Annotated in this window: 24 protein-coding genes; 8 read left to right on the forward strand and 16 right to left on the reverse strand. The window is 70.6% G+C overall.

All coding sequences use genetic code 11. The annotated features are described in order from the left end of the window. Positions 1–123: 123 nt before the first annotated feature. The 4 genes from E1288_RS14020 to E1288_RS14035 all read right to left on the reverse strand — a co-directional run bounded on the left by E1288_RS14020 (position 124) and on the right by E1288_RS14035 (position 5,169). Complete coding sequence (locus E1288_RS14020) at positions 124–921, reverse strand: heparin lyase I family protein (RefSeq protein WP_165968106.1); 798 nt, start codon at positions 919–921, stop codon at positions 124–126. A gap of 10 nt (positions 922–931) precedes the next feature. Continuing rightward, complete coding sequence (locus tag E1288_RS14025) at positions 932–1,939, reverse strand: glycoside hydrolase family 5 protein (protein WP_132485056.1); 1,008 nt, start codon at positions 1,937–1,939, stop codon at positions 932–934. Positions 1,940–2,154: 215 nt separating this feature from the next. Further along, positions 2,155–3,315 (reverse strand): acyl-CoA dehydrogenase family protein, encoded by a 1,161-nt coding sequence (locus tag E1288_RS14030; RefSeq protein WP_132485058.1) that lies wholly within the window; start codon positions 3,313–3,315, stop codon positions 2,155–2,157. Between the two features lie 333 nt (positions 3,316–3,648). Further along, complete coding sequence (locus E1288_RS14035) at positions 3,649–5,169, reverse strand: 3-hydroxyacyl-CoA dehydrogenase (RefSeq protein ID WP_132485060.1); 1,521 nt, start codon at positions 5,167–5,169, stop codon at positions 3,649–3,651. A 185-nt stretch (positions 5,170–5,354) separates the two neighbouring features. Here E1288_RS14035 and E1288_RS14040 point away from each other — a divergent pair, with 185 nt between their 5' ends. After that, the gene (locus tag E1288_RS14040) at positions 5,355–6,563 is read left to right on the forward strand and encodes an acetyl-CoA C-acetyltransferase (RefSeq protein WP_132485062.1); all 1,209 of its coding nucleotides are present in this window, start codon (positions 5,355–5,357) and stop codon (positions 6,561–6,563) included. A 314-nt stretch (positions 6,564–6,877) separates the two neighbouring features. Here the strand turns inward: E1288_RS14040 and E1288_RS14045 are convergent, their stop codons facing one another. Further along, complete coding sequence (locus E1288_RS14045; protein WP_132485064.1) at positions 6,878–7,204, reverse strand: antibiotic biosynthesis monooxygenase family protein; 327 nt, start codon at positions 7,202–7,204, stop codon at positions 6,878–6,880. 56 nt (positions 7,205–7,260) lie between these two features. Here E1288_RS14045 and E1288_RS14050 point away from each other — a divergent pair, with 56 nt between their 5' ends. Continuing rightward, complete coding sequence (locus E1288_RS14050; RefSeq protein WP_132485066.1) at positions 7,261–7,692, forward strand: MarR family winged helix-turn-helix transcriptional regulator; 432 nt, start codon at positions 7,261–7,263, stop codon at positions 7,690–7,692. A gap of 5 nt (positions 7,693–7,697) precedes the next feature. Here E1288_RS14050 and E1288_RS14055 read toward each other — a convergent pair whose 3' ends face one another. Further along, positions 7,698–8,540: a PhzF family phenazine biosynthesis isomerase gene (locus E1288_RS14055; protein ID WP_132485068.1), complete on the reverse strand. Its 843-nt coding sequence runs from the start codon at positions 8,538–8,540 to the stop codon at positions 7,698–7,700. A gap of 85 nt (positions 8,541–8,625) precedes the next feature. Between E1288_RS14055 and E1288_RS14060 the strand changes: the two genes are divergently transcribed. Then, positions 8,626–9,516: a LysR family transcriptional regulator gene (locus E1288_RS14060; protein ID WP_132485070.1), complete on the forward strand. Its 891-nt coding sequence runs from the start codon at positions 8,626–8,628 to the stop codon at positions 9,514–9,516. A 16-nt stretch (positions 9,517–9,532) separates the two neighbouring features. Here E1288_RS14060 and E1288_RS14065 read toward each other — a convergent pair whose 3' ends face one another. Continuing rightward, positions 9,533–10,408 (reverse strand): hypothetical protein, encoded by an 876-nt coding sequence (locus E1288_RS14065; protein WP_132485072.1) that lies wholly within the window; start codon positions 10,406–10,408, stop codon positions 9,533–9,535. A gap of 355 nt (positions 10,409–10,763) precedes the next feature. On the opposite strand from E1288_RS14065, the gene E1288_RS14070 reads away from it, so the two are divergent. Beyond that, complete coding sequence (locus E1288_RS14070; RefSeq protein WP_132485074.1) at positions 10,764–11,033, forward strand: GlsB/YeaQ/YmgE family stress response membrane protein; 270 nt, start codon at positions 10,764–10,766, stop codon at positions 11,031–11,033. Between the two features lie 7 nt (positions 11,034–11,040). Here the strand turns inward: E1288_RS14070 and E1288_RS14075 are convergent, their stop codons facing one another. The 3 genes from E1288_RS14075 to E1288_RS14085 all read right to left on the reverse strand — a co-directional run bounded on the left by E1288_RS14075 (position 11,041) and on the right by E1288_RS14085 (position 16,081). Continuing rightward, positions 11,041–11,877, reverse strand: coding sequence for a VOC family protein (locus tag E1288_RS14075; RefSeq protein ID WP_132485076.1), 837 nt, complete (start codon positions 11,875–11,877; stop codon positions 11,041–11,043). A gap of 186 nt (positions 11,878–12,063) precedes the next feature. Further along, positions 12,064–13,755, reverse strand: a complete 1,692-nt coding sequence (locus E1288_RS14080; RefSeq protein WP_132485078.1) for a bifunctional metallophosphatase/5'-nucleotidase — start codon at positions 13,753–13,755, stop codon at positions 12,064–12,066. Positions 13,756–13,807: 52 nt separating this feature from the next. Further along, positions 13,808–16,081 carry an oxidoreductase gene (locus E1288_RS14085; protein ID WP_132485080.1) on the reverse strand — a complete coding sequence of 758 codons (2,274 nt, stop codon included), beginning with the start codon at positions 16,079–16,081 and terminating at the stop codon, positions 13,808–13,810. A gap of 219 nt (positions 16,082–16,300) precedes the next feature. On the opposite strand from E1288_RS14085, the gene E1288_RS14090 reads away from it, so the two are divergent. Next, on the forward strand, positions 16,301–16,564 hold the full coding sequence (locus tag E1288_RS14090; RefSeq protein ID WP_132485082.1) for a GlsB/YeaQ/YmgE family stress response membrane protein: 264 nt from the start codon (positions 16,301–16,303) through the stop codon (positions 16,562–16,564). A 234-nt stretch (positions 16,565–16,798) separates the two neighbouring features. Here the strand turns inward: E1288_RS14090 and E1288_RS14095 are convergent, their stop codons facing one another. The 4 genes from E1288_RS14095 to E1288_RS46915 form a co-directional block, all read right to left on the reverse strand. Further along, the gene (locus E1288_RS14095) at positions 16,799–18,316 is read right to left on the reverse strand and encodes a tripartite tricarboxylate transporter permease (RefSeq protein WP_132485084.1); all 1,518 of its coding nucleotides are present in this window, start codon (positions 18,314–18,316) and stop codon (positions 16,799–16,801) included. A gap of 3 nt (positions 18,317–18,319) precedes the next feature. Further along, the gene (locus E1288_RS14100) at positions 18,320–18,859 is read right to left on the reverse strand and encodes a tripartite tricarboxylate transporter TctB family protein (RefSeq protein ID WP_132485086.1); all 540 of its coding nucleotides are present in this window, start codon (positions 18,857–18,859) and stop codon (positions 18,320–18,322) included. Beyond that, entirely contained in the window at positions 18,856–19,842 is a 987-nt protein-coding gene (locus tag E1288_RS14105; protein ID WP_132485185.1) for a Bug family tripartite tricarboxylate transporter substrate binding protein, read from the reverse strand. The genes E1288_RS14100 and E1288_RS14105 overlap by 4 nt, the downstream gene beginning before the upstream one ends. 109 nt (positions 19,843–19,951) lie before the next feature. Further along, positions 19,952–20,128 (reverse strand): hypothetical protein, encoded by a 177-nt coding sequence (locus tag E1288_RS46915; protein WP_165968107.1) that lies wholly within the window; start codon positions 20,126–20,128, stop codon positions 19,952–19,954. A gap of 263 nt (positions 20,129–20,391) precedes the next feature. Between E1288_RS46915 and tatA the strand changes: the two genes are divergently transcribed. Next, the gene (tatA, locus tag E1288_RS14110) at positions 20,392–20,637 is read left to right on the forward strand and encodes a Sec-independent protein translocase subunit TatA (RefSeq protein WP_132485088.1); all 246 of its coding nucleotides are present in this window, start codon (positions 20,392–20,394) and stop codon (positions 20,635–20,637) included. 270 nt (positions 20,638–20,907) lie between these two features. Here the strand turns inward: tatA and E1288_RS14115 are convergent, their stop codons facing one another. Next, positions 20,908–21,882, reverse strand: coding sequence for a magnesium transporter CorA family protein (locus E1288_RS14115; RefSeq protein WP_132485090.1), 975 nt, complete (start codon positions 21,880–21,882; stop codon positions 20,908–20,910). 185 nt (positions 21,883–22,067) lie between these two features. Here E1288_RS14115 and E1288_RS14120 point away from each other — a divergent pair, with 185 nt between their 5' ends. Continuing rightward, a complete protein-coding gene (locus E1288_RS14120; protein ID WP_132485092.1) occupies positions 22,068–23,258 on the forward strand; it encodes a site-2 protease family protein in 1,191 nt (396 codons plus the stop codon). A gap of 4 nt (positions 23,259–23,262) precedes the next feature. Here the strand turns inward: E1288_RS14120 and E1288_RS14125 are convergent, their stop codons facing one another. Beyond that, entirely contained in the window at positions 23,263–24,579 is a 1,317-nt protein-coding gene (locus tag E1288_RS14125; RefSeq protein WP_132485094.1) for a nicotinate phosphoribosyltransferase, read from the reverse strand. A gap of 167 nt (positions 24,580–24,746) precedes the next feature. Here E1288_RS14125 and E1288_RS14130 point away from each other — a divergent pair, with 167 nt between their 5' ends. After that, positions 24,747–25,565, forward strand: coding sequence for a universal stress protein (locus tag E1288_RS14130; RefSeq protein WP_132485096.1), 819 nt, complete (start codon positions 24,747–24,749; stop codon positions 25,563–25,565). Positions 25,566–25,850 lie beyond the last annotated feature (285 nt).

A 25,850-nucleotide genomic window follows, 5' to 3' on the forward strand; every position in this document is an offset into this window, starting at 1 on the left:
GATGTCGGGGATCCCACAGCGAGAAGGCGCCTGAGGTTCCGCCACCCGCACCGCCACTCAAGATGAGTTTGGAAACAGGCTCTACAGCAACACAAAACACGCACGGCCCCTTTTGCCCGGACGTCACCCGGCCACGTCCGCGTACGACCTCCCGACCTTGGCGTCGGCGAGGTAGGCCGTGGCCTCCCCGGTGATGCCGTCGGAGCGGTACACGCCCCACTTGTCGGTCACGAAGTCGGCGCGCAGCGTCGCCGCCGGGAACTGATTCTGTCCATTGAGGACCTGTTCTTCGCCGTTGTGCCAGAACTTGACCCAGCCCTTGCCCGGATCGCTGGAGACGTGCACCCCGACGACGAAGCTGTTCCAGCTGTCCCTGGGCAGCGGGATCTTCCACAGCTGCGTGGTCTTCATGTCCGGGTCGCAGTACTCCAGGTCGAGCACGTCGCCGCGGGCCCGCAGCGACAGCGGCGGCGTGCCAGCACCCGACCCGTAGTCCTTGAGCTGCCACAACGCCACCCATTCCCCGGTCTTCGTCGGCAGCGGTTCCCACATCGAACGCCACCCGATGTAGTAGGTGTCGCCCTCGGTGAACCGCAGCCGGCCGCCGTCCGGCGTCTTGTGGCCGCGTGACTCCACCCGCACCCGCTCCGAGCCCTCGGGCACGCCGGAGGTGTGCAGCCGGTACACGTCGTCGTGCTCGCCCTGCGGATCGGCCACCACCTCGACGCTGCCGGGCTTGGTCTCGATCCCCTCGAAGACCGAAGTGCCGCGGTCGGTTTCGGCGGTCCAGACGGGCGCCTGGACCTGCGGGTCCGCCGCCACGGCCGGCGCCGGTTCCGGCACCCGCAGCTCATCCGTCGCGGTGAACGCCAGCCCCAGCACCGCGGCGAGCGCCGTGCCCGCGCGGAGCAGTTTCCGCACCGGGATCACCTCACTTGACCCGCTCGCGGACCCACTCGCCCGCGGGCTTGAGCTGGCCGGTGCCCGGGTACGGCCCGTTCTCGCAGGTGCCCTCCTTGAACACCGCGCCGGAGCGGGAGTCGTCGGAGTAGTTCCAGTTGGTCCAGCTGATGTTCTTCGACGCCATCAGGTCGATGTACTTCTGGGCCATGTCGAAGTCGTTCCCGCCGTCGCCGGTGGCCTCCTGCGTGCCGAACTCGGTGACGAACATCGGCAGCTTGTCGGCCGCGCGCGACAACGTGTCCAGGTACTCCTGGCCGTGCGACGCCGCGTAGAAGTGGAACGTGTACATGATGTTGTCGGCGTTGACGGGGTTGTCGACGATCTCCTGCTCGTTGGAGTCCTCCGAAACCCCCAGCGACGACCAGGCGCGGGTGCCGACCAGCACCACCGAGTCCGGGTCCTGCTCGCGGATCACCGGGATGAGCTCCTCGGCGTAGCTCTTGATCTGCGACCACTCGACGCCGCTGGGCTCGTTGGCGATCTCGTAGAGGACGTTGGTCTTGTCCTTGTGCCGCTTGGCCATCTCGGTGAAGAACGTCTTGGCGCGGTCCAGGTTGTAGTTCGGGTCACCGGGATCGAGCATGTGCCAGTCGATGATCGCGTACATGCCGCGCTGACTGGCCGCCTCGACGTACTTGTCGACCAGCTCGGTGAACTTGGCCGGGTCGTCCTCGTAGCCGCCTTCCTGGATGTACATGGAAATCCGCAGCACATCGGCCTGCCAGTCGTCGGCCAGCGCGTCCAGCGACGCGTCGTTGACGCACTGGCTGTACCACTGCAGGCCGTGCGTGCTCATGCCGCGCAGCTGCACCGGAGCTCCGCTGTCGTTGCACAGCGTCTTGCCGCAGACAGACAAAATCCCGTTGGTGACAACGGGATCCAGTTCCGGCTCTTGGGTTGTGGCCTGGGCCGCGGTGCTGGTCAACAGCAGGGCCGCGGCGATCGTGACGGCGCGTGCGGAGTTCTGCCACCTCATCGAAATCTCCTCGGTCGAAGAGCAGAGCCGCGGTGGCGGCTCCCGATCCTGGCGGCGGGAAACAGGAAACTTAGTTTCCAGTTCGCGTCACGATAGCGATACCGGCAAAACACCGTCAATACCCCGGAACAGGGACTTGCCACCCATGCGAAAAGGGCACCCCCAGTCGGCGATGCCGAGCGGGGGTGCCCTTCGTTCAGATGCGTGAACGCGGATCAGATGAGTGCGTCGACGCCGGTGAGGGCGCGGCCGATGATCAGCTTCTGGACCTGGCTGGTGCCCTCGTAGAGGGTCAGCACGCGCGCGTCGCGGACGTACTTGCCCACCGGGTACTCGTCGATGAAGCCGTACCCGCCGAAGACCTGCAACGCGTTGTTGGACACCCGCACGGCCGTTTCGCTGGCGTGCAGCTTCGCCATCGACGACGCGGTGGTCAGCTCCTGGCGGGACACCCCGCGCTCGGCCAGCGACGCGGCCCGCAAGGTCAGCAGCCGGGCGGCCTCGACCTCGACGGCGGAATCGGCGAGCAGTTCCTGCACCAGCTGCCGGGCCGCGATGGGCTTGCCGAACTGCACGCGCTCCCCCGCGTACCGGGTCGCAGCGGACAACGCGGCCTGCGCCACGCCGACCGCACCGGCCGCGACCGAGATCCGGCCCTTCGTCAGCGCGCCCAGGGCGATGCCCAGGCCCTTGCCGACCTCGCCGAGCCGCGCCGAATCCGGCACCCGCACCTCGTCGAGCACCAGCTCCGCGGTGGCCTGCCCGCGCAGGCCGAGCTTGCCGTGCACGGTGTTCGCGGTGAAGCCGGGCGAGTCGGTGGGCACCAGGAACGCGGTGATGCCGCGGCCGCCGTCGTCGCTGGTGCGCGCGAACAGCAGCGCGACCTTGGCCCAGGTCCCGTTGGTGATGAACATCTTCTGGCCAGTGATCACCCAGTCTTCGCCGTCGCGGCGGGCGCGGGTGGTCAGCGAGCCGGGGTCGGAGCCGGCGTCCGGCTCGGTCAGCGCGAAGCAGCCCAGGCCCTCGCCGCTGGTCAGCATCGGCAGCCAGCGCTGCTTCTGCTCCTCGGTGCCGTAGGTGGCGATGGACTTGCTCACCAGTCCCAGCGACACCGAGACGATGCCGCGCACCGAGGAATCGCCGCGGCCGAGCTCCTCGATGACCAGCGCGTAGCTGACCATGTCGGCCTCGACTCCGCCGTACTCCTCCGGGAGCGTCAGCCCGAGGAAGCCGAGTTCGCCGAGCTTGCGCACGATCCCGAGGTCGACCTCCTCGCGGCGGTCCCACTCGCGCACGTGCGGCACGATCTCCGCGTCAACGAACTGGGCCGCCATCTCCCGGAAGGCGACCTGGGTGTCGGTCAGTTCAAAGTCCACAGTGTCCTCTTACATCTCGCGCTTCATGTTGTCCGGCCACACGCCCGTCTACCGCTCCGAGGTGAACGGACCGTTCATCCCGCTAGACGAGGCGAACAGGCCGTTCACTCCAACGACCCCGGCAGGCCGCCCCCTCCAAGGGAACCGCCTGCAGGTTCGAGGTGAACGGACCGTTCATCCCGCTAGACGAGGCGAACAGGCCGTTCACTCCAACGACCCCGGCAGGCCGCCCCCTCCAAGGGAACCGCCTGCAGGTTCGAGGTGAACGGACCGTTTGTCTCGATCTACGAGGTGAACAGGCCGTTCGCTTCAGCTACTTGCCGGAACGAGCGCTCACGAGAGCAGGTCTTGCGGCGTGGTGCCGGTTTCGGTGAGGTCGAGGCCGAGTCCGGCTCGTTCGACAAGCCAGCGGCTGGGCCGGTAGCGCGGGTCGCCGGTGGCCGACTGCAGGGCGCGCAGCACCGCCAGCACGCGGCGCGGGCCGACGTGCTGTCCCCATTTCAGGGGACCGCGCGGGTAGCCGAGCGCGAGGCGCACCGCCGTGTCGATATCGCCGGGCGTGGCGAGGCGTTGTTCGGCGATGAAGCAGCTGGTGTTCACGATCGACGCCAGCAGCCGCTGCGCGATCATGCCCGCGCCGTCGCGGACGACGGTCACCGCCCGGCCGGTCGCGGCCAGCGCCGCCCAGGCCGAGCGCGCGAGCGCCGGATCGGTCGCCGGGTGCACGGTCAGCGTGAACCGCTTCTCCGTGCTGAGCGGATCCACGCCGCACACCCGCGCCGGAGGCAGCCCGGCCGAGAGCGCGGCCGTCGCGGCGCTGTGACCGTACGGGGCGAGGAGGATGACGGCGGCTTCGGAGGGCTCGTCGCCACGCTCCACCGGCACGCCCGCCGCGCCCAGCGCGTCGAGCAGCTCCGCGTTGTCCGACCAGATCGGGTGCGTCTCCGCCTGCGGAGCCTGCGGTTCGGGCGGCTCCTGCTTCGCGCCGTCGGTGTAGGGGTAGAAGCCTTCGCCGACCTTGCGGCCAAGCAGCCCCGCTTCCAGGCGGGAGCGGGTGATCGGCGACGGCCGCAGCCGGGGATCGCCGTAGTAGCCGGACCAGATGCTCTCCGTCGCCGGGTGCGTGACGTCCAGCGCGGTGAGGTCCATCAGCTCGAACGGACCCATCCGCAGGCCCAGCACGTCGCGGCAGATCCGGTCGACGTCGGCGGGCGCGGCCAGGCCCTCGCCCAGGATCTGCAGCGCCTCGGTGATCAGGCCGCGGCCGGCGTGGTTGACCAGGAAGCCCGGCGTGTCGGTGGCCCGCACCGGCTGGTGGCCCAGCCGGTGCACCAGGTCGACGAGCGCGCCCGGGATCCACTCGGCGGTCCGGGCGCCGGGGATCACCTCGACCAGGGGCATCAGCGGGACGGGGTTGAAGAAGTGCAGGCCGGCCAGCCGGCCGGGGTCGGCGAGCGCGGTGGCGATCGAGGTCACCGACAGCGAGCTGGTGTTGGTGGCGAACACGGTGTGCGCCGGGCAGATCTTCTCCAGCTCGGCGAACAGCTCGCGCTTGGTCGGCAGGTCCTCGCGGACCGCCTCGATCACCAGGTCGCACCCGGTGGGCGCCAGCGGGCTGTCGACCGGCTGCAGCCGGTTCCGCGCCGCGGCGGCGTCGGCACCGGTCATCCGGCCCTTGCCGGCGAGCTTGTCGAACATCTGCCCGATCTGGTCGACCGCGGCGGACACGGCCTCGGGGCGGGCGTCGGCGAGCTCCACGGTCAGCCCGGCGGCCGCGGCCAGCTGCGCGATGCCGCGCCCCATCACGCCGGTGCCGATCACCCGCACGGTGTTGACCCGCTGCGCCCACTGCATGGCCGACCTCCCAAGGTTTCCTCCGACGCACCATCGCACGGCTTGCCAATACCGTCCAATACTGAATTGACCTATCAGTAAGACGTGATCGGACTTAATCGCCGAGCGTTTCGGCACACCCCGGCGCTGTGCTACGAACGAAACGGCGGCGGAGCGGCCGCCACCGGGACTCGAAGGAGCAAGCGATGCGCGAAGCGGTGATCTGCGAACCGCTGCGGACCCCGATCGGCCGGTTCGGCGGGGTGTTCAAGACCGTGCCGGCCGTAGAGCTGGCGGCGACGGTGATCGAGGCGCTGCTGGCGCGCACCGGGCTGCCCGGCGATGCGGTCGACGAGGTGATCCTCGGCCAGTGCTACCCGAACTCCGACGCCCCGGCGATCGGCCGCGTCGCCGCGCTGGACGCGGGCCTGCCCGTCGAGGTCGGCGGCACCCAGGTGGACCGCCGCTGCGGCTCCGGCCTGCAGGCCGTGCTGGACGCCGCGATGCAGGTGCAGACCGGCGTCAGCGACGTGGTGCTGGCCGGCGGCGCGGAGAGCATGAGCAGCGCGCCGTTCTACACCACCGAGGCCCGGTGGGGAATCCGCGGCAGCGGGCTGGAACTGCACGACGCGCTGGCTCGCGGCCGAGTGACCGCGGGCGGCAAGAACTTCCCGGTGCCGGGCGGAATGCTCGAAACGGCCGAAAACCTGCGCCGCGAATACGGAATCTCGCGCACCGAGCAGGACGAGCTGTCGGTCCGCTCGCAGCAGCGCGCCGGTGCCGCGCAGCAGGCCGGGCTCTTCGCCGACGAGATCGTGCCGGTGACGGTGCGCTCCCGCAAGGGCGACACCGTGGTCGACGTCGACGAGCACCCTCGCCCGGAGACCACAATGGACACCCTGTCGGCGCTGAAGCCGGTGCTGGGCAAGGCCGATCCGGAGGCGACGGTCACCGCGGGCAACGCCAGCGGGCAGAACGACGCGGCCGCGGTGTGCGTGGTGACGACGCCGGAGCGCGCGGCCGAGCTCGGGCTGCGGCCGCTGGTGCGGCTGGTGTCCTGGGCGCGGGCCGGGGTGCCGCCGCGCACGATGGGCATCGGACCGGTGCCGGCGACCGCGAAGGCCTTGCAGCGCGCCGGAATCGGGCTGGCCGATGTCGACCTGATCGAGCTCAACGAGGCGTTCGCCGCGCAGGTGCTGGCCTGCACCCGCGAGTGGGAGTTCAAGCCCGCCGACTTCGAGCGGCTCAACGTCAACGGCTCGGGGATCTCGCTGGGCCACCCGCTGGGCGCCACCGGCGGCCGCATCCTCGCGACGCTCTCGCGCGAGATGCACCGCCGCGAGGCCCGCTACGGCCTGGAAACGATGTGCATCGGCGGCGGCCAGGGCCTCGCCGCCGTCTTCGAACGCATCTGACCAAAGGCGGAAGGGCACCCGTGGCGCGAACGGGAAGCAGTTCAGCGCACGGGTGCCTGCAGAGGCTGTCTGGATACGCCGAGCGTGGGCTGTGGTAGCGCAGGTCATTGTCTTTGAAGCGCCGAAGGTGCTTAGCCCACCCTCGCAACCGGCACCGCCGCGGGTTCACGGCGCCCACCCCTGCGGGGTTCTCCCAGCGAGGACAGCCCCGACGTGGTGAATTGGTCATTCATGATGTCGGGGCTCCCACAGCGAGAAGACGCCTGAGGGGCCACCACCCGCACCGCCACGCAAAACGAGCCTGGAAACAGGCTTTAGCTGTGGTGCACCGACGCCACCTCGTAGAGGAACGGTTCCGCGTCGGCGATCTCGCGCGCCGCCGACATGTGCTCCTGGCACACCGGGTCGGCGAGCATCTCCTGGAACGCCTGCACGCTCTCCCACTGCGCGTAGTTCGTCACGCGGGTGCCGTCGAGGCTCGTGTGGATGTTGGCCGCGACGAATCCCGGCCGGTGCTGCATGACTTCTTCGGTCGCGCGCACCAGCAGGTCCACCAGCTCGCGCTGCCGCTCCGGCACCACGGTGAAGGTGTTGATCAGCGTGGCGACGTCGGCGTTCGGGTCGATCGTCGTGGTGGTCATGCGCACTCCCCTGTGTCAGGTTCCTTACATCAACCAGTATGTGTAAGGTTCCTGACATGAGTCAAGCCCCCACCCAGAACCGGCCCGGTTACCTGGTCAAACGGGTCCAGCAGCTGCTCCGCCAGGCCTGCGACGAAGGACTCCGCCCGGTCGAGCTGTCCATGTCGCAGTACGCGGTGCTGCGCGCCCTGGCCGACCACCCGGACATCCCGGCCGCGGAGCTGGCGCGACTCTGCTTCGTCACCCGCCAGTCGCTGCGGGACGTCCTCAACGGACTCCGCAAGGCCGGCCTGGTGTCGGTCGCCGAGCGCGCGACGACCGGACGCGCCCGGCCGGTCGCGCTCACCGTCGAAGGCCGAAAGCGCTTGCGCACGGCCGAAATCGTGGTCACCGAGACCGAGACGCGGATGCTCGCCGGACTCTCCGCCGGTGAGCAGGACCGCCTGTCGGCCCTGCTCGCCAGATGCGCGGACAACCTCGGCGGCTGATGCGGCTACTGCACGATCGGCACGGCGGCGCCGGTGACGGTCACCCGCGGGTCCTCGGGGTCGATGCCGACGATGAGCTCGCTGCGCCGCCCCATGTCCTGCCCCTGCACGATGGTGATCCGCTCCGGCTCGGAGACCTTCCCCAGGGTCCGGAGGTAGCCGCCGAAGGCGGCCGCCGCGGCGCCGGTCGCCGCGTCCTCGACCACGCCACCGATCGCGAACGGGTCGCGGGCGTGCACGACTCCCGCCTCGTCCTGCCAGAACAGGTGCACCGTGGTCCAGTCGTACTCGCGCATCAGGTCGGCGAGCGCGTCGAAGTCGTAGTCGAGATCGGCCAGGCGCTCGCGCGACCGCGCGGCGAGCACGAGGTGGTTGTTGCCGCCGAACGCGACGTGCGACGGCCAGGCCGGGTCGAGGTCGTCGGCCGACCAGCGCAGGGCCTCCAGGGCGCGGCCGAGCTCGTCGGCGGTCGCCGGCCGCGAGTGGGCGGGCACGCTGGTGAGGCTGGCGACGATCGATTCCCGCTCGTCGGTGCTCACCCCGATGGTGCCCGCGGGCGTTTCGAAGACGATGTCGCCGATCCCGTCGCGCTCGGCCAGCGCGACGGCGGTGGCGATCGTGGCGTGACCGCAGAACGCGACCTCGGCCAGCGGGCTGAAGAAGCGGAGCCGGTAGCGGCGCTCGGCGGCCTCGATCGGAGCGAGGAAGGCGGTTTCGGAGTAGCCGACGTCGGCCGCGATCCGCTGCATGGTGGCGTCGTCGAGCTCACGGGCGTCGAGCACGACACCGGCGGGGTTGCCGCCGCTGGGGTCGGTGGTGAATGCGGAGAAGCGCTGCACATCGGTCATGCCAAGAACTCTGCCACCAGGGAGTTATCGCGTCCAACGATTGATTTCGATTGACCCTATTTCAAAACTCGATAGACTCCCACCCGTGGACACCCGCCTCCTGCAGACCTTCATGGCCCTGGCCCGCACCGGAAGCTTCACCGCCGCCGCCGCGGAGCTGCACGTCGTCCAATCCACCGTCACCAGCCACATCAAAGCACTGGAGGGCGAGCTCGACGTGCGGCTGTTCGACCGCCTCCCGCAGGGGGCGCGCCTGACCGACGCGGGTCGGCGCGTCGCGACGCACGCCCGAGATCTACTGGACGTCGAGCGACGGCTGCACGATTCGGCGAGCAGCGGCGGCACCATCGCCGGCGAGGTCGTCATCGGGGCCACCGAATCGCTGTGCGCGTACCTGCTTCCACAGGTGATCTCGGCGCTGGCCACCACGCACCCCGACATCCAGGTGCACCTGAAACCACTGAGCACCGCGAACGCGTTGCAGGGCTTGGGGCGCCCGGAAGGCGGCCTGGACATCGCGCTGCTGCTCGACGACGACGTCGCCATCGAGTACGCCGCACGGACGATCGGCGGGCAGGCCATCGAGCTCGTCGCCGCCGCGGGGCACCCGGCCGCCGGCGGACACCACGACTGGCAGGACCTCGCCGCGTACCAGTACTTCCTGCTGGAGGAAGGCTGTTCCTACACGGACCGGTTCCTGCGCGATCTCACGGCGGCGTCGGCGGCGCGGCCGCGGATCACCCGCTTCGGCAGCATCGAAGCGGCCCGCTCCTGCGTGGCCGCCGGACTCGGCCTGTCCGTGCTGCCCCGCCTCGCCGTCGTCGACCAGCTGGCGAACGGATCGCTGTGCCGCGTGAACGGCCCGGAACTGTCCGAAACCCCGCTGCACCTGGTGACGAACCAGCGCAGGTGGGCCTCCCCCGCCGTCACCACCACCGCGGAAGCCATCGCGCAGGCCGGGCGGCAATCCCGTTGACCTGCAACGGGATCCGCTAGGCCGTCCCGGTAGCAGCCTCGATCTCGGCCAGGGCGAGCTCGAAGATGCGCTGCTGCTCCTCGGTCACCGGCACGTCCGCCTCGCCTGCCTTCTCGGCCGCCTCGATCCACCTGCGGATGATCACCTCGATGATGTCCGGCACTCCGGTGCCCAACAGCATCTCGACCAACGGCCAGGCGTGCACCTCCTGGGGAAACCGCGCCGCCCGGAAGTGGGTTCTGGCTTCCTGCCACGTCTTCCGCGCCGCCTCCGGGCCGTCGGTGTGGGCCGCGTCGTGCAGCAGACGGCACCAGCCGACGCCGATCAGGTCGGAGCAGCCGCTGAAATCGGAGTCCCAGGGGGAGGTTTCCGCGACCTCGCGGAACAACGCGACCGCCGCGGCGCGATCGCCGGCGGCGTAGAGGTCGTTGGCCGGCCCCAGCTTCGCTTCCAGCCGCCCGCGCGGAGTCGCCCCGTGCTTGGCGACGTAGGCTTCCATCTCCTCGATGTAGTCGCGCATGCGGTCCGCGGACGCCCGCAGGTGGTCGGAGTACCACCACAGCTCGGCGGTCTCGTCCTCGTCGACGCCGCCGGCTTCGGCTGCCTGCAACAGCTCCACGGCCCGGTCGTTGTCCTCGTCCATCTCGTCCGGGTCCACGCAGTCTTCCAGCTCGTCCAGGCGGCCGTACGCGCCGGCGAGCGCCAGCACACCTCGAACGTCCTCCGCCACGTCCCCGGCCGCCAGCAGCTCCTCCACGGCCGACGAGACGTGCCCCCAACCCGTTTCCTCGGCCAGTCCGCCGGAAGCGGTGAAGAACGCGGCGATCTCCGGCGGCAGCTTCCCGGAGCCGATCAGGGCGGTGACGCTGGCGGGAACCGACGGTAGGTCCATGCTCCTCCTTCGACGAAGTCGAGCCATCGTGCCAGGCCCACCCGCCCGAAGACCGGCGAAAGCGGGAATTCGACCGGCCGCTCGCCACAGGACCGACCCATTCACACCCGGCCGGATTTGCGCGGGGCGACGGCCGCCCAACGCCGCGGGGACGGCGAGATGAACAGCTGGACAAGGGCTGTTACCTCCCCCACGTTCGTCCGCGAATGGCCGTTTGACGTGGGAAATCACCGGGCGCGCGCCGGATCGCCACTGTCGAAACAGGACGGTCGGCGGTCGCGGCGGCGCCTCGTGGTTGCGCGATCCGGTAGCGTTGATCCGGCAGAGATGGACCACCGACGATGGGGTGAGTGCGATGTTCTGGACGATCATCGGGTGGATCGTGTTCGGGCTGATCGCGGGCTTCATCGCCCGTGCCGTGGTGCCGGGCAAGGACAACATCGGCCTGCTGATGACGATCGTGATCGGCGTCGCCGGATCGGTCGTCGGCGGCTTCCTGTTCGGCCTGCTCACCGTCGGCTTCCGCGGCTTCCAGCCCGCCGGCTGGATCGGCTCGATCATCGGCGCCGTCATCGTCCTGGTCGTCTACAACAAGGTCACCGGGCGAAAGCGCCTCAACCGCTGACCCGGTCTCAGTCGTCGTAGGGATCGTCGTTGGCCGCGGTGCCGTACTCGCTGGCCTGGCTGGGGTCGACGAGCGCGAAGCGCGCCCCGGTCGGATCCCGCAGGACGGCCGCGCGGCCGAGGCTCGAATCGTAGGGATCGACCCGGACCCGGCCGCCCAGGGCGATCGCCCGGTGCACCACGTCGTCGGTCCCGACGGCTTCGTCGACGCCGAGGTAGAGCAGCCAGTGCGGCCGGGCCTGGGTGCTCATGAGCTCGCGGATCATGCTGACGCGGGCGAGCATCGACTCGTCGTCGAGGTACCAGACCGCGTACCCGGTGCGGTGTTCCGTGCCGAACTGCTCCGCGCTGTAGCCGAACAGCTCGCCGTAGAAGTGGTCCGCGGTCTGGGCCTTGATGGTCACCAGCTCCGCCCACACCAGGGTGCCCGGCAGGCCGACGTCGAACTGCCAGGCCTCGTCCGGCTCCAGCAGGCCGAATTCGTCGTCCGCGGGGCTGGACAGCACCAGCTTCACGCCCAGCTCCGGCACCCGGCTGCGCGGCACGATGATCTGCGCGCCCAGCTTCCCGGCAGCGGCGGCGGTGGCCGAGCTGTTGTCGGTGGCGAGGAACAACCGCCACTGCGAGCGGTCGTCGGCGGATTCGCGGATGCTGGCCACCGGGAAGCCCTCCTGCAGGGCGATCACGTGCAGCCCGGCCCGCGGATCGCGGTGCGTCTCGTACTCCCAGCCGAACAGCCCGGAGTAGAACTCGCAGGCTTTTTCGACGTTGGTGGTGATCAGTTCGATCCAGCACGGCGTCCCGGCGCGGAGGTCTTCGCGCGGCGCATCCGATCGGGTTCCCACGACAGGCCCACCCCCAGTGGTCGGCTCATGATCATCAAGCCCATTATCGCGCCGGTTCGCGCGGCGACGGGTCGGCGAAGATCACGATCCGGCCAAGCAGCCGGAGAATTCGGACATCGGGGGCCGAAACGCGTTGTCCCTGAACGACTCCGTGGGGCCCGCGGTGCACGGGCCCCACGGGCCGCGTTACGGGGCGACCGCGATGCGATCCGCCGGCGGCGGCGCCAGCCCGGCGTGCGCGCCCAGGTAGCCGACGAGCGCGTCGAGGTCCATCGGTCCACCGGCGATTTCCGTTCCCCCGGCGAACTCGGTGAACCCGTCCCCGCCGGAGGCGAGGAAGTTGTTCACCGACACCCGGTAGGGCGCGTTCGGGTCGACCGGCTTGCCCGCGATGGTGATGCCGGAGACCTTCGAACCGACGGGCGCGGACGCGGAGTAGGTGTAGCGCAGCGTCGAGGAGACCTGCAGGATCCGCGTCGCGTTCGGCTGCCACTGCTGTTCCAGGACGTTCTTCAGCTGCGCCCCGGTCAGCGTCATCGTCTGCATGACGTTGCCGAAGGGCTGCACCGCGTAGGCCTCTCCGTAGGTGACCACCCCGTCACCCTCGCCCTCCGGCGAGGAGGCGTGCACCAGGTCCGTCCTGATCCCGCCCGGGTTGGTGATCGCCACCTGCGCGCCGTTGCCGGTGGTGGCCTCCAGCTGCGCGTCGGCGAGCACGTCGCCGAGCGCGGACTCGCCGGAGGGCACGGGCTCCCGCAGCAGATCCGCGGTGATCGTGCCGACCTGGCGGTTCGCGATGGGCTTGGCCTTCCCGGCGGCCTCGTCGATCAGCTTCTGCGCGGCGGGGTCCGGCGGCACGTCGCGGGTGACGATCTCGTTGTGCGCCTTCGTCGCCGGTCGCACGACGTCCTTGGTCCGCCGGTCGACGCTCAGGTCCGCCACCGACAGCAGCCGGCCGTAGGAGCCGCCCTGCAGCACGGTGCGCGGGTTGCCCGCCGGGTCGTCGACCACGCAGTTGTACTGCTGGTGGCTGTGCCCGGTGAAGATCAGGTCGACCTTCGGCGAGGCGTTGGCGGCGATTTCCGTCGCTGGACCCGGCGGCACCCGGCAGTCGTCCGGTCCGCCGCCCTCGGTGTTGTCGCCCTGGTGCAGCAGCACCACCTGGGCCTTCACCCCGGCGCTGTCCAGCAGGTCCGCCGTGCGGTCGATGGCCTCGACCTCGTCGCCGAACTTCAGGCCCTTGATCGCCTCGGGCGTGACCATCGCCGGCAGGTCTTCCAGCGTCACGCCGATGATCCCGATCAGCACCCCGCCGACGCGTTCGACGCTGAACGGTGCCAGGGCGGGCCGGCCGTCGTCGAAGGCGACGTTCGCGCCGAGGTACGGGAAGTCGGCCCCGCCGTAGGAATCGCGGAACTGGCACCCGTCGGCCGGGTGGCAGCCGCCGGACTGGACGCGCTGGAGCTCGGCGTAGCCCTCGTCGAACTCGTGGTTGCCGACGACCGCCGCGGCGACCCCGAGCTCGTTGAGGAACTCGACGGTCGGCTCGTCGTGGAACAGCGCCGAGTTCACCGGCGACGCGCCGATGTTGTCGCCCGCCGAGAGCACCAGCGAGTTGCTCTTCTCGGCGCGCAGCCGGGCGACGTGGGTGGCCAGGAACGCGGCGCCACCGGCGTCGACCGTGCCGCCGTCGGGCAACGTCACCTTCCCGGACGAACCGGCCGGCGGCTCCAGGTTGCCGTGCAGGTCGTTGAACGCGATCAGCCGGACCTCCGTCGTGGGCTCCGGCTGGGCGTTCGCCGCCACCGGCAACGCCGCGGCGACCAGCGCCACCGTCCCGATCGCCGCGATGCGGCGGCCAACCCGATATCGTCTCACTGGCTCTCCTCCGGTTTCCTGCTCTTGCGGCGTCCGTCGTCCGGTCCGCCGGTCAGCGTTCCCGGTGCAGGCCCCTGCTGATGCCCGCCGCGACGGTCGTCGCCAGCGTCCAGCCGACGGCCACGAGGACGACGGTCACCCACTGCGAAGCGCCGCGGGCCTGCCACATGTCGTCCTGGCCGAGGGTCACCACCGGCAGCATTTGGTCCAATGTGTACAGCAGCGGGTTCCACACCGGATGGTCCTGTTCGTTGATCGGGATCAGCGGGTGGACGGCGAACCAGGCCGTGCCGGCGGTCGCGAACAGCAGCATCCAGGCCAGCGCCCGCAGCGGGCGGTAGCCGTAGCCGACGGTGATCCGCTGCAGCAGGCTCCACAACCGCACCGTCCACCGCAGCCCGGGCCGGGTGGTGGCGCTGGTCGCCGCGTAGCGGTGGCGCTGCTTCTCGATGAGCGCCGTGACGGCGTGCTCTTCCAGGCCGTTGGCGCGGAACACCTTGGCGATCTGGTCGTACGGACCCGGCTGGTAGGCGCCGCCGGAGGTGGCCCGCAGCCAGCCCAGCCGCTCCTGCACCCGGTCCTGGTCGGTGAGCTCGAAGGACTCGGAGAAGTTCTCGTAGCCGAAGTCCTCGAAGTCGAGCCCTCCCCTGGCCGACCAGAGCACGGCGTTGTCGGCGAGCAGCTCGCACCGCGCCTGCCGCAACGTGATCCGCCCCTGCGGCGCGCTGTGCGGGAGCAGCGTCAGCTCCTGCGCCACCACGCCGAAGGCGTTGAGCGCCGCCGGGGAGAAGCCGTCGCCGAGCTCGCAGCCCCAGAAGTTGAGGTGCCGGCCGATCGTGGCCCAGCGCAGCTCCACCGCGCCCTCCGCGCGGAACGTTCGCGAGCCCTCGGCGCACACCAGGTCGCGTTCGATCTGGGCCGCGCGCAGGTCCAGCGACGCCTTGTAGCCCTTGCGGTGCTGGTGCCAGGCGGGCTTGGTCAGCCGCGCCGACCGCAGGTCGACGTTCGCGCCGACCCGCACGCCCTGCAGCTGCAGCGACCCGATGATCTCGGCCTCGCGGCATTCCAGGTTGCTGCCCACCACCGCCCGGCTGGCCCGCAGGACGTCGGTGCGCGGCCCAACCAGCTTCGCGTTGTTGAACTGGATGCTGCCGTTGACCGTGACGTCGGTCATCCGGAACTGGCCTCGCACGACGACGTTGCGGGCGTCGAGGTTGCCGAAGATCTGCATGCCGTCGAGGTGCGCCGCGCGCAGCGGCTGCTCCACCGAGGCGGCGGGCGGGCGCAGCCAGCGCAGATCGATCTGCGCGCCCGCCATCCGCAGGTCGCCGCCGACTGTGGCGCTGACCAGCCGGAGGGTTCCGCCGCTGCGGAAGTTCTGGTCGAACTGGATGTCACCGCGGATGTCGGCGCGGTCGGCGACCAGGGTGGCGGCCGGGTCGTCGTGCTGGGAGTCGCCGCGGCGCGGCGGCTGAACGCCCGGTTCGAGCAGCGCGTTCCGGAGCCGCAGGTCACCGGCGATGCGCGCGCTCGGCAGCATGAGCCGGCCGGCGGCGGTGAACGCCCGGTCGGTGTTCCGGTCGACGTCGAACCGCAGCGAGCCGCCGATCTGGATGCCGGTGGCGTTGAGCGCGTTCCGGCCGCGGTTGCGCAGGGTTCCGCCGGAGAGCGTCAGGTTCCCGCCCACCTGCGCGCCGGGGATGCGGATCTCGCCCGCGACCTGCAGGCGGATGCCCAGCAGCGCGCCGGAGACCTTGAGCCGGTCGCCGTAGATCGCGCGCCGCCCGGGATTGCGCAGCTCGCTGTCGTTGAGCAGCAGCGAGCCGCCGAGATCGGCGTCGGCCAGGTCCACGATGCCGCCGATGCTCCGGCACCGGCGGAGCACGGTGTCGTTGCTGACCGAGAGGTTGCGCGCGTTGATCCCGGGGAACCGGCAGTTCCACATCACCAGCCCGGCCAGCCGGGCCTGCCGCAGGTCCGGGGCCGTCTCGAACCGGCAGCCGACGAACTCCAGCAGGTAGGGCAGGTCGGCGTTGCGCAGCTCGACCCGGCCGGTGAGCAGCGCGTTCTCGACCGCGATCACCAGCGGCTGGGCGCCGCGCCGGTTGAACAACCGCCAGCCGCCCTCCTCCAGGGAGTCGATCAGCCGACGGGTGAAGTACTCGCCGCGGATCACCCGCTCCGCGGGTTCGACCTGGCCGTTTCCCTCGCCCGGCACGGGCTCGTCGGCGGGCTGAGCCGGCGCCCTGCTGGGCCTGAGCAGCTCGTCGAAGCGCCGCTCGGCGGCGGTCTGCGGTCCACCGTTGTCCCACGGTCTGCCCGGCACGGCGTGCTCTCCATCGCTGTCGAACCAAGTGATCCACACGCACCGTAGCCGATTGGCCACCGCGACAACGCGACTTTCGGCCGGACGCCGCATCGGGTCCACAATGGATCGTGCGGATTTCTGAGATCAACGTCACGACGGTCCGATCGGGGGCGGACCCCGATCCGGTGATCTGGAATGCTGCGCCCGCCGTAGGACGAAACGTCAGGGAGGACGCCGATGGGCATCATCAGCTGGATCGTGCTGGGACTGATCGCGGGCGGGATCGCCAAGGCGCTCATGCCGGGACGGGACCCGGGCGGCTGCATCGTCACGATCCTGCTCGGCGTCGCGGGCGCCTTCGTGGGCGGCTGGGTCGGCAAGACCCTCTTCCACGTCGAGCTCGGCACGTTCTTCGACCTGCGCACCTGGGGACTTGCGGTGCTGGGAGCACTGATCCTGCTCGTCGGCTACCGCCTGATCTTCGGCAAGCCCCGGAGCTGAGCCCCCCACCCGAACGCGGCGCCGGAGTGCATCAGTCCGCAATTTCCATTGAAATCGAAGGTTCAATTTCAATGGAAATTGCGGAGCACCGAGAACGGATCAGACCCAGTGGCTCGGCACGACGCGCCACCCCCTGGTCGACGGGGCGGAGGAAGCCCCGGCGATGAGCTCCTGAACATGCGCGAAGGGCGTCTTCGGGCGGATGTGCCCGAAGACGCCCTTCGTCCGGGTAGGTCAGGCGTCGACCCGGTCCGCCGGTTCCGCCGGTTTCGGCGTGCGGCGGACGAGGCGGCCCCACAGCGGGTACGTGAGCAGGATCGCGATGATCACGTAGACCACGATCGCCAGCGGCGAGTTCACCAGGCCCGTCAGGTCACCGTCGCTGATCTGCAGCGCCCGGCGCATCTGCAGCTCCGCGGTCGGGCCCAGGATGACGCCGATGATCGCCGGCAGCACCGGCAGGCCGAAGCGGCGCATCGCGAAGCCGATCGCCCCGATGATGAACAGCAGCACCAGATCCATTGCCTCGCCACCGATCGCGTACGCACCGACGCTGGCGAAGAACAGGATGCCCGCGTACAGGTACGGCCGCGGGATCTGCAGCAGCTTCGCCCACACCGGCGCCAGCGGCAGGTTGATCACCAGCAGCAGCGCCAGGCCGACGAACATGCTCGCGATCAGCGCCCACACCAGGTCCGATTCGCGCTGGAACAGCAGCGGACCGGGCTGGATGCCGTACTGCTGGAACGCCGCCAGCATCACCGCGGCCACCGAGGTGGTCGGCAGGCCGAGGGTGAGCATCGTGACCATGGTGCCCGCCGCGCTGGACGTCGAGGTGGCCTCCGGGCCGGCGACGCCCTCGATCGCGCCCTTGCTGCCCCACGTGCCCTTGCGGCGGCCCAGCTGCCGCTCGACGGTGTAGGACAGGAAGGTCGGCACCTCGGCGCCCCCGACCGGGATCGCGCCGAACGGGAAACCGATCAGCGGGCCGCGCAGCCAGGGCTTCCACGCCCGCCCGAGGTCCTGCCGGGACATCCACGGCCGGCCGACCGGGATCGGCTTCTCCTGGGTGTGGCGCAGGTGCGCGGCGACCCACAGCGACTCGCCGACCGCGAAGAGGCCGACCGCGACGAGCACCACGTCGATGCCGTCGACCAGCTGCAGCGAACCGAACGTCAGCCGGGCCTGCCCGCTCATCTGGTCGAGCCCGACCAGCCCGATGGTCAACCCGATCAGCAGCGAGGCGAAGCCGCGGATCCGCGAGCTGCCCAGCACCGTCGAGGTCGCCACGAACGCCAGCACCATGAACGCGAAGTAGTCCGGCGCGCCGATGTCGACCGCGTAGCCCGCGATGACCGGTGCCAGCAGCACCAGCAGGATGAGGCCGACCAGGCCGCCGACGAAGTGCCCGACGGCCGCCGCCGCCAGCGCTTGCGCGCCCCGGCCGTTCTTGGCCATCTTGTTGCCTTCGATGGCCACCACCACCGCGGCGCTCTCGCCGGGGGTGTTGAGCAGGATCGACGTGGTCGATCCGCCGAACATGCCGCCGAAGTAGATGCCGGCGAACATGATGAACGCGCCGGTGGGATCCAACGCGTAGGTCACCGGCAGCAGCAGGGCCACCGCCATCGCCGGGCCGATGCCCGGCAGCACGCCGACGGCGGTGCCCAGCACCACGCCGATCGCGGCGAACAGCAGGTGCTGCGGGGTCAGGGCGGTGGCGAAACCGCCCAGGAGGTTCGTCAGGTCCATCGGTTACAGCACCCCCATGAGCGGGCCACCGGGCAGCGGAACGCCGAGCAGTTCGTTGAACGCCAGCCACGTCAGCACCGAGATGGCGGCCGCGATGAGCGGGTCCCGCACCAGGTTGCGGCTGCCCAGCGCGTAGGCCGCACCCCAGAACATGATCGCGGCCGAGGCCGGGAACCCGATGATGTTGATCAGCGCCGCGTTGAGCAGGAAGAACCCGGACAGCAACAGCAGCGTGCGCCAGTCGGTCGGCGCGTCGAGGTCGACGTCTTCGCCGGCCTCGGCCTCGCCGCGGCCGCCGTGCAGCACGTCCCGCGCCAGCAGCAATGACACCAGCACCAGCAGCGAACCGACCACGACCGGCACCGCCTTCGGCCCGACCGGGCCGCGCTGCGCGAAATCGGTCGGGATCAGGGCCGCGTCGACGAGCACGAGCGCGCCCACCGCGAGCAGCAGCACGCAGATGCCGAGCTCGGAGTGCGTGCGCCACCAGCTCTCGCGCACCGGCTCCGCCGGCGACTCCGTCTTGTCCACAGTGGAACTCATGCCGCCCCCAACTCCTTCAGCACCGACGCGACGCGGTCGTTCTCGGAGGCCAGGAACGCACCGAAGTCATCGCCGGTCTGGAAGGCGTCGGACCACCCGTTGAGCTTCATGGCCTGCTGCCACTGCTCGCTGGCGTGCAGCTCGGTGAACAGCGAGATCAGCTTCTCGCGCTCCTGCTCGGTGATGCCCGGGGGCGCGACGATGCCCCGCCAGTTGGTGAAGCTGACGTCCACACCGGACTCCCGCAGGGTCGGCGCGTCGATGCCGGGCACCCGCTCCGGGCTGGTCACCGCCAGCGCCCGCAGCTCGCCGGCCGCGATCTGGTCGCGCGTCTCGCCGATCCCGGAGACGCCGAAGGCGACCTTGCTGCCGAGCACGGAGGCCATCAGCTCGCCGCCACCGTCGAACGGCACGTAGTTGACCTGCTTCGCGGACAGGCCGATGGCCTTCGCGGTCAGCATCGGCGCCAGGTGGTCCGGGCCGCCGGGCGACGAGCCGCCGCCGACCGGAACCGCGCCGGGGTCGGCCTTCCACGCCGCGATCAGCTGGGCGATGTTCTGGTACGGGGAGTCCTTGGCCACCACGATGACGTCGGATTCCTCGGTGAGCTTCGCGATCGGCGTGGTGTTCTGCAGCGACACCGGCGAGTGGTTGGTGTAGACCGAGCCCACCACGCCCAGGCCCATCGACATCACCATCGCGCCGTTGCCCGACTCGTTGACCAGCCGGCCCAGCCCGACCGTGCCGCCCGCGCCGGGCAGGTTGAACACCTCGGTCGGCCCGTTCAGCCCGGTGTCCTCGATCGCCTTCACCGCGGTGCGCGCCGTGATGTCGTAACCGCCACCCGGTGTGTTGGGCACCATGACCCGCAGGCCGCGGATCTGCGAGCCCGGGGCATCGCCCCCCGAACTGACCAGGGGCGGCACCAGCAACACCAGCAGCGCCGCGCCCAGCACCGCCAGGACCACTTTCAACTTCCGCATCATCACCTCACTGTGACACCGGTCTCCTGGACCGGGTGGTGGGTGATGGTGCCGCACGGCACCACGCGGCGTCTCGCTTTAGCACCTATCGGAAGTTGTGGAAGTTCTGTCACCGACCCGGAGGTGCGGGTTCACGGGTGGCCTCGACGTCGAAGGGCGGCGTCTCGCCGGGACCTGCGGTGATGGCGTCGTCACCCGGCGTCGCGGGAGCCGGGCACGCGGTGCCGTCCAGCCGCAAGACCGGGGCCGGGCCGAGCTGCTGCACCCCTGCCCGCAGGATGATCATCCACAGTAGACAAGAAGATGCCGGGTGTTCACCTGGATTCCGGGCTGCCGCCACGTGTTCGATCCGGTCGCGCCGAAGTGGATTCGCCCTGGTCAGGAATCGGGCGCTCGGCCGGGGATGCGCCGGGTCCGCGTATACTCCGAGCCATTGGGAAACGACGGGTCACCTGGTCCCACGGGAACCGGCACGCCACGGACTCCCGCACCGGACGACGGCGGCGTCGCGGGGCCCAGGTTTCCACGACAGCGAATGGAAGTACGCCCATGGGTTCGCTCAGTGCCTGGCACTGGCTGATCGTGCTCGCCGCGGTCCTGCTGCTGTTCGGATCGGCGAAGCTGCCGAAGATGGCCCGCTCGCTCGGCCAGTCCGCCCGCGTGCTCAAAGCCGAAGCGCGCGGCCTGAAGGACGACGAGAAGGCCGCAGCCGAGCGCGACCAGGACAAGCTGGACTCCGGCAAGCCCAGCCCGCAGCAGGTCGACGACAAGCAGCGCGACGACCCGAAGAGCTGACAGCCCCGCGCGAGGAGCCGCAGGCCCCGGCCGCCCACGGCGACCGGGGCCTTGCCGCGCCGGGACTCGGTCGCATCCGCGAAGGCTGGCCGTACCCAAAGGATAAATTTCATTCAATACTGAAGATATCGACTACATCGATCCCTCGGAGGAGCTTCGCTTCATCGCTCCGGGACAGCCCGTGCCGCGATCACCCGGAATCATCAGCACCATCCACAAGGGACAGTGGCTCGAGGTAAGCGACGGCGGACCGCGCCGGTTCGCCTTGCGCTACAGCCAGTCCCGCTTCTTGAACAGGGCGTAGATCGCGATGCACAGCACCACGGTCGCCGACGCCGAGACCCAGAAACCCCACGGCTGCTGGGCACCCGGGTACGGCACGTTCTGCCCGTAGAAGCCGGTGATCGCCGTGGGCACGGCGATGATCGCGGCCCAGCCGGTGACCTTCTTCATGATCATGTTCAGCCGGTGGCCCTGCAGGTTGAGCTGGGTTTCCCGCACCGTCGTGATCAGGTCCCGCAGCGACTCGGTCCACTCCGAGGCCCGCAGCACGTGGTCCTGGACGTCGTGGAAGTACGGCGCCAGGGTCTCGTCGACCAGCCGCATGTCCGGCCGCGCGACCGTGTTCAGCACCTCCCGCATCGGCACGACCGCGCGCCGCATCCGCACCAGGCTCTTGCGCAGGTGCAGCGAGCGCCGTTGCAGGGCGTCGTGGTCCGGTTTGTCGTTGAACACCAGATCTTCCAGCGCTTCGATCTGGTCGTCCAGCACCTGCGCGGCCTCGAAGTGGCCATCGACGATGTAGTCCAGCAGCCCGTGCAGCAGGAAACCGGCTCCGCTCTTGGCCAACCCCTCCGGCGCGGTGTCCCAGCGGTGCACGACGGCGTCGATGTCGAAGTGCTCGTCCTTGCGGACCGTGACCAGCGCGCGGTCGGTGATGAAGGCCGCCAGCTCCGAGGTGCGCAGGTGCCCGGTCTGCGGGTTCATCCGCACCGCGTAGGCGGTGAGCAGCGAGTGGGCGCGGAAGCACTCCAGCTTGGCCCGCTCCTGGGTGTGGATCGCACCCTCCACCGCCAGTTCGTGCAGCCCGAGCTCTTCGCTGATGGCGGCCAGGTCCTCGGCCGTGGGTGCGCAGAAGTCCAGCCACACCGTCGCGGCGGTGTCGGCGAGGTGGTCGGAAACGTCGGCTACGGGGAAGTCTTCGGCGTCGAGGATGCCGTTGCGGTACACGCGGGTGCGAGCCATGACCGGACAGGCTAGCGATCACACCCCAGAAGACGTGAGGACTTCGTCGAACACGTGATCCAGGAGACACCCTCCCCACCTGGATCGCGGTTCGTCGCGCTCTCGCACCGCCGCTCCGGCTCGGCGTGATCCTGGGAGCGGGGAGGCACACTGGAGGTGAGGCTCAATCCGGCAGAGGTGCGGTCATGCGCGGAACGGTCCCGGTGGGACGAGTGGCTGGGGTGCGGATCGGGCTGCACTGGAGCGTGCTCGGCATCGTCGTGCTGGTCGCCATCGGGCTGGCGGGCTACCAGCTGCCGCTGGCGTTCCCCGGGCACTCCGCCGTCGGCTACGCGCTGGCCGGGCTGGCCGCCGCGGTCCTCCTGGTCGGTTCGCTGCTGGCGCACGAACTCGCGCACGCGATCGTGGCCCGCCGCAACGGTGTCGCGGTCGAGGGCATCACGCTGTGGCTGCTGGGCGGGATCGCCCAGTTGCGGGACGAGGCGCGCAGTCCCGGCGCCGACCTGCGCATATCGATCGTCGGGCCCGTCGCCAGCGCCGTGGTGGGCGTGGCATTCGGGGTGCTGGCCTGGGGCGCGGCCCGGGTGGGTGCGGGCGGCCTCGTCGTGGGCGTGCTGACCTACCTGGCGTTGCTGAACCTCGTGCTGGCGGTGTTCAACCTCGTTCCGGCCGCTCCGCTGGACGGCGGCCGCGTGCTGCGCGCCGCGCTGTGGCGATGGCGCGGCGACCGGTTCGAGGCGGCCGCGTGGTCGGCCCGCGCCGGGCTCGGGCTCGGTGGCCTGCTGGTCGCCGCCGGATTCGCGCAGTCGATCCTCCAGGGACCCGAGGGGATGTGGTGGATCCTGCTGGGGCTCTTCATCGCGAGCATCGCCTTCGCCGAGGAGCGCCAGGCCCGCGCGGGGATGGCGCTGTCCGGGGTGCTGATGCGGGACGTGATGTCGCATCCGGTCGAGACCGTCGACGGCCGTTCGACGACCGGCGAGTTCCTGGACCGCCGCCCCGCGCACGCCAGCTTCCCCGTGGTGCGCGAGGACGGCGGGGTCGACGGACTGGTCTCCCTCCGCCGGATCCGCTCGCTGACCGCCTGCGGCCAGCCACCCGCCACGCTGCGCGACGCCGCCTGCCCGATGGCCCACGTGCCCACCGCGGCACCGGACGAGCCGCTGGCGGCGGTCCTGCCCCGGCTGTCGGAGTCCACCGACGGGCACGTCCTGATCTTTGACGCCGGCCGGCTGGTGGGCATCGTCGCGCCGTCGGACATCGACCGCGCCGTCGCGGCGCGCGGCGTCCACGTCATCCTGCCCGCGACGGTGGAACGCGAAGCGAACCGGCAGGCCCCGCCGCCGAACTGGTGGTATCCCGGCCGGCCGCGCTGACCGCTCACAACGCCTGTTCCAGCCGGTGCCGGACGGATTCGGCGGACCGCAGCAGCATCGGCGTCGCGTGCACCTCGACCGGCTCGGGGCCGACGAGCCGACGGGCCGGTTCGGGCAGCCACCGGAGGTCGTGCTCGAACCGGCGCTGCGCCGCCCGGACCGCCTCCGGCTGATCCACCCGCGCGCCACCGCGCATGGCGGGCTCCAGGAGCGGTTCACGGCCCGCTGGCGGGTCCTCGGTGCGCAGTGCGAGCAGGTCGGGCTGTCCGGGCTCGCCGCGGTAGACCTGTTTCGCGCCAGGCGCGGTCAGCTTGCCCACGGACAGCTTCATCACCGGCGTCCCGCCGTATTCGACCAGCTTGTAGGCGCTGTCCAGGGACGGCGCGTCGGCGGAAACGCCCATCTTGGTGCCCACGCCGAACATGTCGATCGGTGCGGCGGCGAGTTCGGCGAGCGCGTGTTCGTCGAGCCCGCCGCTGGCCATGATCCGGGCACCCGGGAATCCCGCGTCATCCAGCAACCGTCGCGCCTGCACCGCCAGCGCGCCGAGGTCGCCGGAATCCAGGCGGATCCCGATGCGGCTGCCGGCGGGAAGCTCCCTCGCGACGTCGATCGCGGCGCGCACGCCGTGCAGGGTGTCGTAGGTGTCGACCAGGAACACCACGGCATCAGGGAAATCGGCGGCGAACGCGCGGAACGCGGTGCGCTCGTCGGGGAACGCCTCGACGTAGGAGTGCGCCATCGTCCCGGCCGCCCACAGCCCGAACTCGCGTGCTGCCGCGACGTAGCTGGTGCCCGCGAACCCGGCGATGGCCGAGGCACGAGCGACCGCCCGGGCCGCCCCCAGCCCGTGCGTGCGGCGGGCGGCGAAGTCGACCAGGTCCGCGTGCGGCGCGGCGATCCGGCAGCGGGCCGCCTTGGCCGCCACCGCCGTCTGGAACGTCGCGAAGTTCAGCAGCGCCGTCTCCACCAGCTGCGCCTGCGGCAGCGGCGCCGTGACCTCCAGGAGGGGTTCACCGGCGAAGACCACCCGGCCCTCGGGCACGGCCAGCACGTCGCCGGTGAAGCGCAGTTCCGCCAGCGCGGCCAGATCGCCTTCCGGCAGGTGCACGACGTCGCCGAGGTAGGCCAGGTCTTCGGCGGCGAAATGCAGCCGTTCCAGGAAGTCCAGGCAGTCGGCGAGCCCCGCGGCCACCAGGAATCCGCGCTCGCGCGGCAGTTCCCGCACGAACAGGCTGAACGTCGCGGGCAACGTCATGCCCCGGCGCAGATAGCCGGCCGCCATCCTGATCTCGTAGAGATCGGTGCACAGACCCGTCATCGCCGCGGTCGCCTCCCGGATCGACGGTTGCGCCCGCCGCGCCGCCCCGTCCAGAGGAGATGGTCACCAGGGGCGCGCTCCCGTACGCGCCGGTAGGGCCGATCGGCCCTAGCGGCACGCCCGTCCTGCTGGCACGGTCGCGCAGGAACCTCGTGGGGGCGCGGAGCATGGCTCGAGAAGAACAGTCCGTCGTGGTCGGAGTGGACGGCTCCGGCGCATCGGCGCGGGCGGCGCTCTGGGCGGCCGCGGAAGCCGTTCGGTTGTCGGTTCCGCTGCGGCTCGTGCTGGTCAGCGACGATCCGGCGCGGGAGCCCTACGCCAAGGAGCTGGTCCACGACATCGACGCCCGCTGCCGGCACGCCGCCGGCGAGCTGGACATCGTCGACGAGGTCGCCTACGGCCATCCCGCCGCGGAGCTGGTGCACCGGTCGGAATCCGCCCGGCTGCTGGTGGTGGGTTCCCACGGGCACGGCGCCCTCCGAGGCGCGCTGCTCGGTTCGATAAGCGCTGCGGTGGCCGCGCACGCCACGTCGCCGGTCGTCGTGGTGCGCGGTGTGGGCCCGGCGAAGTCCGGCCCGGTCGTCGTCGGGGTCGACGACTCGCCGGGCAGCCGGACCGCCCTGCACTACGCCTTCGACGCCGCCAACCGGCGGAGCAGCGAACTGGTCGCCGTGCAGGCGCTGCCGAACAGCTACTTCACCCCCGGACCCCACGACGGCCCGGACCGCGACAAGCTGTTCACCCAGGCCGAACTGCGCCTCGCCGAGCAGGTGTCGGCCTGGAGCGACGCCTACCCGGAGGTCGCCGTGCGCCGGATCGTGTCGAACGTCCCGCCGGTGACGGCCCTGTGCGACGCCGCCCAGCACGCGCAGCTGCTGGTGGTCGGCCAGCGCGGGCGCGGAGGATTCACCGCGCTGCGGCTGGGTTCGGTGGCGAGAGGCGTCCTGCACCGCGCGCCGTGCCCGGTCGCGGTGGTTCCCCGCTGACCACAGTGGATGGCCGCGCGCGAACCCGCCCTGGCCGAAAAGGGAGATTCGGTCGATCTCACGGGCGAAATCCGACCGCGCGACACTGCCGGAACTCCCTAGCCCAGCCGGAGCTCTCGTGATCGACCCGTGACTTCCGTCGGCCGGAAACGCCCAATTTCAGGCGAAACCGGATCCGCCTGCTGAAGACGCCGGTGGCGATTTCGCGCGAAATCGCCATCCCTCCCCCACGTGAAATGCCGATTTCGCGCGAAATCAGCGCCCGGCACAGGCGGCCGCGGCGCC

This window comes from Saccharopolyspora elongata (assembly GCF_004348985.1).
In the GTDB taxonomy this organism is placed as follows: Bacteria; Actinomycetota; Actinomycetes; order Mycobacteriales; family Pseudonocardiaceae; genus Saccharopolyspora; species Saccharopolyspora elongata.